This is a genomic window from Acuticoccus sediminis (assembly GCF_003258595.1).
Taxonomy (GTDB): domain Bacteria; phylum Pseudomonadota; class Alphaproteobacteria; order Rhizobiales; family Amorphaceae; genus Acuticoccus; species Acuticoccus sediminis.
In genome coordinates this window covers 819598-830705 of sequence record NZ_QHHQ01000003.1, presented here as the reverse complement: position 1 = coordinate 830705, position 11108 = coordinate 819598, and the positions used below count along the sequence as shown (strand labels likewise).

Genomic DNA, 11108 nt, shown 5'->3' with positions numbered 1-11108 from the left:
CTTAATGGACCCCAACCAGGTCTATAACGCCCGCATCGCGACCATTATTGGCGAGTGCGTGATGGACGCGGAGCGCTTCAAGCTCGACGCGGAGATGGCCGGCTACGAGAGCCAGAAACTCCGCGCAGAGATCGAGCGCCTGCAAGCCGAGGCCGATGTCGAGACGGCCGAGGCGAACAAGGAGGCGAAGGCGGCCCGCGCGGAGGCGAAGGCTGCTTCCAAGGCCCAGCCCGAGAAGGGAGTGGCCGGAAAAGCACCGCCTACGCCGTCCGACAAATCCGAAGGGGTGTCGGATGCCCGCGCCTGACCGGAAGCGCGTGGTGAAGATCCACGAGACCGATGATGGCACTTGGGTCGTCGCCGATCAGGACGGATGGATCGACGGCGACTTCAAGACGCCTCAGGCGGCCCTCGCCGCTGTCCCCTGGGTCGATTTCAATCCCGGGATCAGCGTCACCATGGGTAACGGGAACCGCATCGGCCGCATCGGATCCTAGTCTCGCAGCGACGGACGGGCCTAGCGCCCGCTCGTCACCAGATCACCCACATACCAGCCCAGGGGGGCGTCGATGGCGTCCAAGGAAGTCGAGATCAGCACTCCCGACAAGGACGCCTCCGGCAGCGTCCGCATTTCCAAGCCGGGCAAGCGCCGGCTCATGACCGTCACCATCAAGCCGAAGGTGATCGAGGATCTCGGCTGGTCCGAGGGCGAGCGCGGGCGCGAGCGCGTGAAGGGAACGATCCAACGCCCCTTCGAGCGGGGGACCGATGAGCCCAAGGAAGCGTGAAATGCAACCTGTGGGCCTCGATCGGTTCGCTATTTCCACGCGTTAGATACCGCCATCCATTTAAAATGAACCGACCAAAGGTTTTATTTTCGAGGCAAACTCACCGACCGTCGGAGAAGCGCAATGGCTGACGTTGAGATCCGCTTCGAGGGCGACGGCATTCGGCTGCTAGCGAAGGCATGCTCTGACCTTGGCGCCGGCAAGGGGCGAACCGCTTACGCCAAGGCCGTGAATGAAGTCGGTGGGCTCGCCAAGACCGCCGCGGGACGAGCACTGGCGGGGCAGACCGGCCTTAAAGTTGGCGTGACCAAGAGGGCGCTCAGGGTCGCTCGCCGCGCAAATGCATCGGACCCCACCTACGCGGTCTCTGGCAAAGGTGGAGAGATCGAGCTCAAGTTCTTCGGAGCACGAGAGACCAGACCAGGTGTGACGGCCGCACCGTGGGGACAGCGTCGCCTCTACGAGGGCACGTTCATGAAAGGCGGTGCCTTTCCGAACAGGAAGACCCTCGCACTCGGAGGCCACGTCTTCGAGCGCACCGTGGGCCGCAAGTTCCGCATCGTGAAGTCAGGCCTCAGGATCCCGGACGAGATGATCAAGGGCGCCACGCTCGGTGCATGGGAGGACACGGCAGGCCTCCTACCCGAACGGGTCGAGCGCATCATCACCAAGACGACCAATGGCCTCATCAGCGCTGCTGGATCGGGACGCGGCAGGCGGCGTCGCTGACACGTCGCTTCGGCCTCGGCAGGTCACGCCACGCCACGCACGGCGTGCGCCAGGTGACCACGGACAGCCCCCGAGAGGGCTGATCGCGGCCGCTTACAACACGACAGTAAGGCCCCCGGTACGGGTCCCTCTGCCGAGGGGGGCAAGGGGGAGCGGCGGCGACCGCCCGAAAAGTGGCTAGGTCCAGCCTCCTGAAAATCGGCCTTGCTACTCATCTGAAGCTCAGGGTTTCTGCGGGATTTCGATCCGCGGTGTGGGAGGCGCGCAGTGGCGGACAAGTTCAACGGCAGGACCGTCAGCCAAATCGAGTTGGCCGCGCTGTTCGGTGTCGCGGCGAACACGGTTCGGGTGTGGGAGCGGAAGGGATGTCCGGCGGAGCGGTCGGGCGTACGCGGCCAGGCTTCGAAGTACAACACGGCGGCGGTCATCCGCTGGCGCGAAGAGCAGGCGGCGCTTGCTGCATCCGGCGATCTGGCCGCGATGGACGTCGAGGAGGCGCGGCGCCGGAAGATTGTCGCGGAAGCCGCATCTGCCGAGATCGAGCTCGACATGAAGCGGCGCGACCTCGTGCCGATCGAGTTGGTGGGCGCTGCGGTCGAGGAGGAATATTCGGCCGTCCGGGCGAACATCCTCGCGCTGCCGGGGGAGGTCGCTGCCGACCTAGAGCACCGGACCGCCAGCGAGATCGAAGAGTTGCTCTACAGCAAGGTGGTGGAAATCCTTCATGCCCTCTCAGTCGATGGAGAATACGCTAAAGCTCCGGCTGAGGAAGGCGAGGGCGGAAGCGTTGCGCCCGCCGCCGAAGCTGAGCCTCGTCGAGTGGGCCGACGCGTATCGAGTGATCGCAAAGCAAAACAGCGCAAATCCGGGTGAATGGAAGACCAGCCGCGTCCCCGTGGCGTACGGTCCGATGCTGGCGCTGACCGAGCCGGACACGCAGGTCATCTCGATGATGGCGTGCACGCAGATCATCAAGTCGGAGATGCTCATCAACATCGCCGGCTATTTCATCCACCAGGATCCGGCGAGCATCCTGTTCGTCCAGCCGACGCAGAAGCTAGCCGAGAGCTTCTCGAAGGAGCGATTCGCGCCGACGCGAGACGCTACGCCGGTCCTGAGGGCGTTGGTTCCCGACGCAAAGAGCCGCGACAGCGGCGTGACCATCACGCACAAGGAGTATCCCGGCGGCACGCTGGACTTTGTGGGCGCGAACTCTCCGGTGGATCTGGCCTCGAGACCAAAGCGCGTCACTCTTGCCGACGAGATCGACCTCTATCCGGCCGATGCCGGCGGAATGGGCGACCCGCTCTCTCTAGCGGAGGAGCGATCATCGACGTTCAAGAAGCGCCGAAAGAACGTCCGTGCGTGCTCTCCGTCCGACGAGGCATCATCGCGCATCTATCGTGAGTACCTGGCATCGGATCAGCGCCGCTGCTTCGTCGCATGCCCTCACTGCGGTCACGAGCAGATCCTGCGGTGGTCGAAAGAAACGGTGCTCTGGGACAAGGATGCAAACGGGAACCATCTCCCGGACACGGTGCGATATCACTGCGAGGGGTGCGGCGCTGGTTGGTCAGAGGCGGAGCGGCTCCGGGCGCTGCGCGGGCTGGTTCATGCGTCGGATCGGGGCTGGAGGCAGACGCGGCCGTTCAAGTGCTGCGGTGAAGAGCACATTCCTTCGGAGTGGAATGAGGCGGGCAGGGCGCTTTGCCCGACCTGCGGCAACCGCGCCCCGTACGGAGGGCATGCGGGCTTCCACGTGTCCAAGCTCTACTCGACGCGCCACGACTTGGCGGACGTCGTCCGGGAGTGGCTCGGCGCGCAGAAGTCTCCGGACAAGCTCCGCAAGTTCGTGAACACGGCGCTCGCCGATGTCTGGAAAGAGCGGGTGGATGCACTGGATCCCCGTGCTTTGGCCGGCCGGCGAGAGGCCTATACGCACGAGAGTGCGCCGGAAGAGGTCCGGCTCGTCGTCTTCGGAGCCGACACGCAGGACGACCGCTTGGAGGCGACGTTCCTCGGCTACGGTGACGATGAGGAGGTCTGGGTCCTCAGGCACGAGGTTCTCTTCGGAGACACCGCCAAGAAGTCCGTGTGGGACGAGCTCGACGCGCTTGTCCGCGAGCCTGTGTACACCGTGGACGGGCGAATGTTGGTGCCCCAGGCCGGGTGCATCGACAGCCAGGGCCACCGAGGTGAAATGGTCCACGCGTTCTGCCGCGAACGAAAGAACCGACGGATCTTCGCCACCATGGGCCGCGGAAACGATGAACGCGGGTCGAAGCTCATCTGGCCGAAGTCGGCGAGCCGAACCAAGAACTCCGGCGACAAGCTCTACGCGATCGGCGTCGACACTGCGAAAGACGCCCTGTTCGCGTCACTCGCGATCATCCCGCAGGAAGGTGAGCCGGCGCCGCGCGCAGTCCATTTCCCGCAGGATGGATTGAGCTCCGACTACTTCGTGCAGCTCACGGCAGAGCACGCGGTGACCCGTTGGAAGAACGGTGTGCCGGTCCGGAAGTGGGAGGTGAAGGAGCAAGGCGCTCGGAACGAGGCCCTGGACTGTTTCGTGTATGCCATGGCGGCTCGGCTCTCACTGCCAACGAAGCTGAACAAGCGGCTCGCTGCGAGCAGGCCGCGTCATCACCTGCGGCGGTCGGACGTCAGTCCCGATGTGATCGAGATCCCGCCGACGGCGCCAACTCCTGAACCGGTTCTGCGAAAATCTGCGGCTGGGAATCCACGCCGCGGACGCTGGGGCGCTTACACATGAGAGGTTGAACCATGGACGCAGCGAAGCCTCGCGTGAGGGTGCGGGCGGGACATGTTGCCTTCCCGCGCGGCGGGGGCGGTGCGTTGCCCATGGTGTCGGGCCGAACCCCCAAGAAGACGACGGGTCAGTACCTTCGGGGGGATCGATCCGGCCTTCTCTCGATGCGGCGTGCCGGGAATCGGGACGCCGCATGGGATGTGCGACTGGCCGCTGATCGCGCCTCAGCGCTGGCCCTCGACTTCATGCGCAACTCCGGCTGGCTCGCCGGCGCGGCTGACCAGATCATCGCCGATACGATAGGCGAGGAGCTGAAGCTGAACGCCCGGCCGGATCTGCTCTCGCTCGGCTACAACGAGGCCGATCGTGCGGCGTGGTGCCGGGAGGTGGAAGCGGCCTGGCGGCGTTGGTCGTGGGATGCCCGAGAGGTCGACCTCGCAGGGCGCAGCACGTTCAGCGAAATCCTCGACGGTGTGATCCGGCACTACCTCGTCCATGGTGAGGCCTTCGGTGTGCTCGACTACCTGACGGTGCGAGGCCGCCGCGGCTACGGGATCGAGACGGGGACGAAAGTCTCGCTGATCTCTCCGCACCGGCTGCCGCGGATCACACGCGAGTTCGAAGGTCTCGAGGACGGCATCTTCCACGATGCCAACGGCCGGCCGACGATGTACCGATTCCGCCAGCGTTCGGGTGGGATGGAAGCCGACAAGGACGTCGCGGCCAAGGACGTGATCCATGTGATGGATCACTCGGAAAACCCTGGCGCGCCTCGAGGCATTTCGGTGCTCGCGCCGATCATGAAGGTGATCGCGCAATACGACCAGCTCGCCGACGCGACCTTGGCGACAGCGCTGATGCAGACGATCTTCGCCGCCACCATCACCAGTCCGGAGCCGAGCGAGGAAGCGTTCCAGGCCATCCAGACGCTCGCCGATACCGGCGACGTCCCGCCGGGCTACGATCCCGCGGACTGGGAGGCCTTCATCGGTGGCCTGCAGGCCGATCTGTACGAGGTCTGGGGCCAGCGCATCTCGGCACTCAAGGAGCACGGCATCGCGCTGAGCGACCATGCTCGGATCAACCACCTGGGGCCCGGCGAGAAGTTCGAGCTTCACACGACGCAGACCCCGGGCGCCCAGTACGTGCCCTATTCGCAGAACCTGCAGCGCGAGATCGCTCGGCGCCTGGGCGTGATGTTCGAAAGCCTGACGCTCGACTTCTCGAGGGCGACCTATTCCAGCGTCCGGATGGGGATCTCGTCGATCTGGCCGATCGTGCTTCGTCGCCGGCTCCGGATCGCTGGTGCGTTTGCCGACCGCGTCTATCAAGCGTGGCTCGACGAGCAGATCGGGACGGGACGCATCGGCTTTCGCGGGGGCTATCAGGCGTTCCTCGCCAATCGCTCGAAGGTTCAGTTCGCCGAATGGCAGGGGCCAAGCCGCCCCTCAGCGGACGATTGGAAAACGGCCCAGGCCGCTGGAAAGCGGCTCGAGCTCGGGATCACAAGCCTGGCCGACGAATGCGCGGCCGCCGGGCTGGACTGGGAAGAGAACGCCGAGCAAATCGCGCGGGAGATGAAGCTTCTCACCGAGAAGGGCATCCCGCATCCGTTCGGACGGAAGCAGGGTGGAGCAGGGGGGCCACTCGGCGGCTCGGTCGACGGGGAACGCGAACCTGCTGGAACAGGGGAGAGTGCGAATGCCTGAGACAGCCTCGGAACGCTTCATTCGGCTTCGCGAGATCAGGACCGCCATCGCGACGGGCGACACCGTTGCGATGGCTCGGTTCGGAGACGACGAGGTCCGATACTTCCAGGCCAACCTCTCTCTCCTCGAGCGGGAGATCGCCGATGCCGAGCGCGAGGCCGATATCGAGGCAGGAGGCAAGCCGAAGCGGACCCGCTTCGCAATTCGCGGCCGGATGATGCGGCCTTAATGACCCACCGCGTGCTTCCGCCCAACGTGATGGGCTGACGCTTCACGCCATCTCACAGGACACCACCATGCCCGTTCTGCAGGACGGCGAGCTCGTGCTCTACGGGTTCGTCGGCGATTCCTATTGGGGCGAGGGCTTCACCGCATCCGAAGTCCTCGCCGCGCTCGCCGTGCACGGCCGAGACAACGAGATCACCGTGCGGATCAACTCCGGCGGCGGCTACATCGACGATGGCATCGCGATCTACAACAGCCTGATCGCGCACCGCGGCAAGGTTCGCGTGGAGGTCGACGCCATGGCCGCGTCGTCCGCTTCCATCATTGCGATGGCCGGCGACGACATCATCATGAAGGCCGGGTCCATCATGATGATCCATGACCCCGCCAACATCACCTTCGGGACCGTCGCGGATCACGAGAAGTCGATCGAGCAGCTGACGGCTCAGGCGACGCAGATGGCGTCGATCTACGCTGAACGCAGCGGCCAGGACGACGACGCTGTCCGCGATCAGATGAAGGCCGAGACGTGGATGACCGCCGACGAGGCGGTGTCCAACGGCTATGCGGACAGCGTCGAAAAGGCGAAGGCGCGCGCGATCGCTGCCTTCGATTTCCGCAGCTACGCGAAGGCGCCTGAGCGCCTGAAGACGCTCTCCAAACGACATCGTTGGTCCTTCGAGACCGATGAGCGAACCGCCGCTTCGGCGGACGACCAGCCCCGTCAACACAAGGAGAAATCCATGACGGACAAGACCGAGGCGGGGACTGATACCGCCGCCATCGAAAAGGCAAAGACCGAAGCCGCGGCGGAAGCCGCAACGGCTGCGGTCACGGCGTACAAGGAGCGCCGCAAGACGGTTCTGGCGCTCGACGAGGCCAAGGGCCGTGAGGCGCTCGCGGAGCACCTCATCGACACGGACATGTCCGTCGAGGCCATCAAGGCGACGCTCGCCGTCGCGCCGGCGCCCGAGGCCCCGGAGGCCGATGAGCCCCAGACGACTGGAACGACCGACCCGGCCCCGTCGGTGGCCGACTACGAACGCCAGCGCCTCAACGGCGAGGGCCTGAACGGCGGCGGCAAGACCAAGGCGGCCGCGCCGTCGCTCGCCGCGAACATGCGGAAGCTTCTCGGTAAGGAGGTCGCATAATGGCGACGGTGCTCACGGAAGGGCGGTATGCCCACGACTGGCTGAAGCGCGAGGCTGACAGCCTGTTCTCTCGCGAGGAGGTCACGGTCATCTCCGGCGCCGGCGTCGTGAAGTCCGGCACGGTCGTCGGCAAGATCACGGCGTCGGGCAAGTACACGCCGGTGACCGTCGCGGCGACCGACGGCAGCGAGAATCCTGCGGGCGTCCTGCTGTGGACCGTGGACGCCACCTCGGCGGACGCCACGGCCGTCATCATCGCGCGCGACGCGATCGTCGTTCACCAGGGCCTGCTCTACGGCGCCGATGTCGATACGGCGCCGGAGCGTGCCGCGATCCACACCGCTCTCGGCGCGCTGAACCCGCCGATTCTGGTCCGGGAAGGGGCCTAACCGATGCCTGTGCTCGACATCTTCAACAACGATGCCTTCAGCGCCGTCGAGATGACGGCGGCGATCAACATCGTTCCGAACGACTACGGCCGCCTCCGGGAGATGGATCTCTTCCCTGCCGAGCCGATCGCGACGACCGCTGTCGCCGTGTCCTTCGTGAACGGAACGCTGAACCTCCTGCCGACCCGCACCCGCGGCGCGCCGCCGTCTCTCGCCATGCCCGAGAAGCGGTCGGCCAGGATGTTCAAGACGTTCCACATCCCGCACGACGACTTCGTCAATGCGGACGATGTCCAGAACGTCCTGGCACGCACGGCCGAGGGCGGCGAGCTCGAAGCGGTAATGAGCGTCGTCAATCGCCGCCTCTCGACCATGCGCAAGAAGCACAGCATCACGCTGGAACACATGCGGATGGGGGCCCTGAAGGGGCAGATCCTCGACAGCGACGGGTCGACGCTGCTGAACCTCTTCACCGAGTTCGGCGTGACGCAGAAGTCGGTCGACTTCGTTCTCGGGACCGCCACGACGGACGTGAAGGCGAAGGCCCGCGAAGTCGTCGGCTACATCGAGGACAACCTCGAAGGCGAGGTGATGTCCGGCGTTCACGTCTTGGCGTCGCCGGAGTGGTTCGATGACTTTATCGGCCACGCGAAGGTCGAGGAGATCTTCCGGTACTATGACGCGCCGAACAACCCGCTGCGGCGGGATGTGCGTCGCGGTTTCGAGTTCCACGGCCTCACGATCGAGGAATATCGCGGCAAGGCGCAGTACCTGCAGGAGAACGGGACCTACGCCAGCCGCGCTTTCATCCCCACCGGCGAAGCGATTGCCTTCCCGGTGGGTACGATGGACGTCTTCCGGACCTACTTCGCGCCGGCCGACTTCATGGACACGGTCAACACCCTCGGCGACGAGGTCTACGCCGTGACCGCGCCGGATCGCGACTTCAACCGGTTCATCAAGCTGCACACGCAGTCGAACCCGCTGCCGATCGTGAAGCGTCCCAAGCTTCTCGTCCGGCTTCACACCTCCAACTAAGCCGCCGGCGCGGCCGGGTGAGTTCGCTTGCTCGGCCGGGCCCGGCTCGGAACAGGAACCGGGACGATGAAGCTGAAAGACATCTCTACCGGCGAGGTCGTCGGTATGCGCTACGCCATGGCCATGGCCGCGGTCGAGGCGGGAACCCATGAAATCGTCAACGAGGGCGAGCCGGCTCGTGAGGAGCGGGTCGGCGCCGAGCCCGGTGGCGAAGGGGAGGGTGATGACGCGGGTGGTGACGCCAACCATGGCGGCGATCTGGATGGCATGACGAAGGACGAGCTCCTCGCGGTGGCGAAGGAGCGTGGTCTCAATGCCAAGCCGGCGATGTCGAAGGCCGAGATTCTCGCCGCTCTCCGCAGCGCTGAATAATCTGGCCCAACGTCATGCCGACGTCCCTGCAAATTCGGCAGACCCGCGTCATGGACGTGATCGACGACAAGCTCGGCGAGCGGTTCGAGATCGTCCCGCGTCTGCCCGGTAACAGTCGCAATCTCCCGGGGGACGATCCCGGCCGGGAATCTGCGACTGTGACTGGGGTGATGACCAACCGATCCGGGGAAATCGAGCGCGGCGCGTATCAAGGCAAAGCGTGGGGCGGCGAGGTGCCCGCGGACTACGCGACGCTGAGCATCCAGCACGCGCTAGCGCCGGGCTATGTCAGGACCGGTGATCACGTCAGAGCGCTGGACCGATCCGGGACGCCTCTTTTCGAGGTCGCGCAGGTGATGCGTAGCCACCGCGGTCGCCTGGTCTTTCGCGTCACTCCCTTGAGCCTCCCCCAGACCTGAGGTGAGCCCATGAGCCTCGTCCGCGCTGCCATCCGAATTGCCGCGATGGAGGCGATCTACAATCGCACCTCGGCAAGAGAAAACGTCTCCGACAGCGACATGGGCGTCATCGACCAGATCGAGGCGGGGACGCAGGACAAGGCGCCCTTCATCGTCGTCTATACCGACGACAGTACCGAAGACGAGGTCTCACTCGTCTTCGAAACCGCCGTGCTCGCCTCCGTCAGCGGCTTTGACGATGACGGCAATCCCGTGACGGAGAACATCAATCCGATCACCGATGGACAGATGGAGCGCCTGATCGACACCATCGAGTGGCAGATCAGGATGGCCCTCCGTGATCCAGGCAACCCATGGGCAAACATCCTGGAGTCGCTGTCCACCAAGTTGGACGATGACTACCGCTCACTCCGCGCTTCCGAGGCCAAGACAACGCGGTTCGCGGCTCGCCAACTGACGATGAAGCTGAGGCCGCTCATCGAGCCAACGCCATCGGGTGAGCCCACCGGAGCGTGGGCCAATCTGATTGAGGCCCTGGAGGCGAGTGACTCCCAGCTCTTGAACGAGCATGGGGCCTTCTTCCGCCGGTTGCTCGATCCGAGCGCGCCCGTCATCGGCTGGCAGGAGATCGCGATGCGCTACGGTCTATCCGCCGGCGCCGCGCGGACCCTCGGCGTGGCCCCGGAGGCCGATGGAGCCGACACCATCGACACCGTCATAGGTGCCGAGGCCGGCCAGTCGGGCGAGCTGTGACCGCGCTCCCGACGCGGATCGAGGACGTCATCGGTTTCATCCTCTGGAAGATCGCCGACGACGAGCGCCGCAACCGCAATCGCAACCGCATCGGCACCATCGACGAGGTGGACGCCGAGAAGGGCCTCGCGCGGGTGAAGCTCACCGAGGGCGGCGACTATGAGCCGCTCCGGACGCCGTGGCTCCCCTGGCGGGAGCAGGCCATGGGAGCCGCCCGGACGCACTTCCCGCCCAGCGTCGGGCAGCAGGTGCGCGTCGTGTCGGAGAACGGCGACCTCACCGAGGCCGAGATCGAATTGAGCATCCCGCAGACGTCGATCGAGCGGCCGTCGAAGTCGGGCGAGGAGTTCGTCCTCCTCGACGTCGGCGGCACGAAGATCGTCGCGACCGGCGACGGGATCACGATCACCACCGGGTCGATTGCGTTCAAGGCTGAGAAGTGGGTCGCCACCGCCCCAAGCTTCGACTGGTTCCCCGAATGACGAACAAGGCCCACCGCGTCGGCGACACCAACACGGCCGGCGCGCCGGTGACCGACAGCCTTCAGACCTTCTTTCGGGACGGCGGCAAGCTGGTCGCGGTCGACGGTTCGCCCGTCGCGCCTCACACGCCGTTCACGACCCCGCACATCACCACCGTCACAGCGAACGGTGTCTCGTGGTTCCGCATCAACGGGATCCCCGCCAACCGCACCGGCGATGCCGACAGCTGCGGTCACGCCCGCGCCTCCTCGGGCGCCGTCATAAACCTGAACGGATGAAGATC

General features: G+C 65.4%; 16 protein-coding genes. All 16 read left to right on the top strand.

Features of this window, described 5'->3' with window-relative positions; all coding sequences use genetic code 11:
• The first annotated feature begins 4 nt into the window (after positions 1 to 4).
• The 16 genes from DLJ53_RS18065 to DLJ53_RS17990 all read left to right on the top strand — a co-directional run bounded on the left by DLJ53_RS18065 (position 5) and on the right by DLJ53_RS17990 (position 11103).
• A complete protein-coding gene (locus tag DLJ53_RS18065) occupies positions 5 to 307 on the top strand; it encodes a hypothetical protein (protein ID WP_111347719.1) in 303 nt (100 codons plus the stop codon).
• 13 nt (positions 308 to 320) lie between these two features.
• A complete protein-coding gene (locus DLJ53_RS35235; protein ID WP_162409341.1) occupies positions 321 to 497 on the top strand; it encodes a hypothetical protein in 177 nt (58 codons plus the stop codon).
• 72 nt (positions 498 to 569) lie between these two features.
• Positions 570 to 788 (top strand): hypothetical protein, encoded by a 219-nt coding sequence (locus DLJ53_RS18055; protein WP_111347715.1) that lies wholly within the window; start codon positions 570 to 572, stop codon positions 786 to 788.
• Between the two features lie 123 nt (positions 789 to 911).
• The gene (locus DLJ53_RS34770; RefSeq protein ID WP_146620017.1) at positions 912 to 1517 is read left to right on the top strand and encodes a hypothetical protein; all 606 of its coding nucleotides are present in this window, start codon (positions 912 to 914) and stop codon (positions 1515 to 1517) included.
• Between the two features lie 267 nt (positions 1518 to 1784).
• Positions 1785 to 2390, top strand: coding sequence for a terminase small subunit (locus DLJ53_RS18045; RefSeq protein WP_162409339.1), 606 nt, complete (start codon positions 1785 to 1787; stop codon positions 2388 to 2390).
• Positions 2391 to 2427: 37 nt separating this feature from the next.
• On the top strand, positions 2428 to 4290 hold the full coding sequence (locus DLJ53_RS18040) for a phage terminase large subunit family protein (RefSeq protein ID WP_342353599.1): 1863 nt from the start codon (positions 2428 to 2430) through the stop codon (positions 4288 to 4290).
• An 11-nt stretch (positions 4291 to 4301) separates the two neighbouring features.
• Complete coding sequence (locus tag DLJ53_RS18035; RefSeq protein ID WP_202913209.1) at positions 4302 to 5996, top strand: phage portal protein; 1695 nt, start codon at positions 4302 to 4304, stop codon at positions 5994 to 5996.
• Complete coding sequence (locus tag DLJ53_RS18030; protein WP_111347709.1) at positions 5989 to 6225, top strand: hypothetical protein; 237 nt, start codon at positions 5989 to 5991, stop codon at positions 6223 to 6225. Before DLJ53_RS18035 ends, DLJ53_RS18030 begins: the two co-directional genes overlap by 8 nt.
• Positions 6226 to 6292: 67 nt before the next feature.
• Positions 6293 to 7372 (top strand): head maturation protease, ClpP-related, encoded by a 1080-nt coding sequence (locus DLJ53_RS18025; RefSeq protein ID WP_111347708.1) that lies wholly within the window; start codon positions 6293 to 6295, stop codon positions 7370 to 7372.
• Positions 7372 to 7761 carry a head decoration protein gene (locus tag DLJ53_RS18020; RefSeq protein WP_111347706.1) on the top strand — a complete coding sequence of 130 codons (390 nt, stop codon included), beginning with the start codon at positions 7372 to 7374 and terminating at the stop codon, positions 7759 to 7761. Before DLJ53_RS18025 ends, DLJ53_RS18020 begins: the two co-directional genes overlap by 1 nt.
• A 3-nt stretch (positions 7762 to 7764) precedes the next feature.
• Positions 7765 to 8799: a major capsid protein gene (locus DLJ53_RS18015; protein ID WP_111347705.1), complete on the top strand. Its 1035-nt coding sequence runs from the start codon at positions 7765 to 7767 to the stop codon at positions 8797 to 8799.
• 66 nt (positions 8800 to 8865) lie between these two features.
• Complete coding sequence (locus DLJ53_RS18010; RefSeq protein ID WP_111347703.1) at positions 8866 to 9171, top strand: hypothetical protein; 306 nt, start codon at positions 8866 to 8868, stop codon at positions 9169 to 9171.
• 50 nt (positions 9172 to 9221) lie between these two features.
• Complete coding sequence (locus tag DLJ53_RS18005; protein WP_146620015.1) at positions 9222 to 9590, top strand: hypothetical protein; 369 nt, start codon at positions 9222 to 9224, stop codon at positions 9588 to 9590.
• 9 nt (positions 9591 to 9599) lie between these two features.
• Positions 9600 to 10343: a hypothetical protein gene (locus tag DLJ53_RS18000; RefSeq protein ID WP_111347700.1), complete on the top strand. Its 744-nt coding sequence runs from the start codon at positions 9600 to 9602 to the stop codon at positions 10341 to 10343.
• A complete protein-coding gene (locus tag DLJ53_RS17995; RefSeq protein WP_202913208.1) occupies positions 10340 to 10825 on the top strand; it encodes a phage baseplate assembly protein V in 486 nt (161 codons plus the stop codon). Before DLJ53_RS18000 ends, DLJ53_RS17995 begins: the two co-directional genes overlap by 4 nt.
• A complete protein-coding gene (locus DLJ53_RS17990; RefSeq protein ID WP_111347699.1) occupies positions 10822 to 11103 on the top strand; it encodes a PAAR domain-containing protein in 282 nt (93 codons plus the stop codon). The genes DLJ53_RS17995 and DLJ53_RS17990 overlap by 4 nt, the downstream gene beginning before the upstream one ends.
• The last annotated feature ends 5 nt before the right edge of the window (positions 11104 to 11108 follow it).

Excerpts from the sequence above, each read along its gene's own strand:
- DLJ53_RS18030 (WP_111347709.1), top strand. The coding sequence starts at position 5,989 with ATGCCTGAGACAGCCTCGGAACGCTTCATTCGGCTTCGCGAGATCAGG.
- DLJ53_RS18005 (WP_146620015.1), top strand. The coding sequence starts at position 9,222 with ATGGACGTGATCGACGACAAGCTCGGCGAGCGGTTCGAGATCGTCCCG.
- DLJ53_RS18010 (WP_111347703.1), top strand. The coding sequence starts at position 8,866 with ATGAAGCTGAAAGACATCTCTACCGGCGAGGTCGTCGGTATGCGCTAC.
- DLJ53_RS18015 (WP_111347705.1), top strand. The coding sequence starts at position 7,765 with ATGCCTGTGCTCGACATCTTCAACAACGATGCCTTCAGCGCCGTCGAG.
- DLJ53_RS17990 (WP_111347699.1), top strand. The coding sequence starts at position 10,822 with ATGACGAACAAGGCCCACCGCGTCGGCGACACCAACACGGCCGGCGCG.
- DLJ53_RS18000 (WP_111347700.1), top strand. The coding sequence starts at position 9,600 with ATGAGCCTCGTCCGCGCTGCCATCCGAATTGCCGCGATGGAGGCGATC.
- DLJ53_RS18055 (WP_111347715.1), top strand. The coding sequence starts at position 570 with ATGGCGTCCAAGGAAGTCGAGATCAGCACTCCCGACAAGGACGCCTCC.
- DLJ53_RS18035 (WP_202913209.1), top strand. The coding sequence starts at position 4,302 with ATGGACGCAGCGAAGCCTCGCGTGAGGGTGCGGGCGGGACATGTTGCC.
- DLJ53_RS18025 (WP_111347708.1), top strand. The coding sequence starts at position 6,293 with ATGCCCGTTCTGCAGGACGGCGAGCTCGTGCTCTACGGGTTCGTCGGC.
- DLJ53_RS34770 (WP_146620017.1), top strand. The coding sequence starts at position 912 with ATGGCTGACGTTGAGATCCGCTTCGAGGGCGACGGCATTCGGCTGCTA.
- DLJ53_RS18065 (WP_111347719.1), top strand. The coding sequence starts at position 5 with ATGGACCCCAACCAGGTCTATAACGCCCGCATCGCGACCATTATTGGC.
- DLJ53_RS18040 (WP_342353599.1), top strand. The coding sequence starts at position 2,428 with ATGCTGGCGCTGACCGAGCCGGACACGCAGGTCATCTCGATGATGGCG.
- DLJ53_RS18020 (WP_111347706.1), top strand. The coding sequence starts at position 7,372 with ATGGCGACGGTGCTCACGGAAGGGCGGTATGCCCACGACTGGCTGAAG.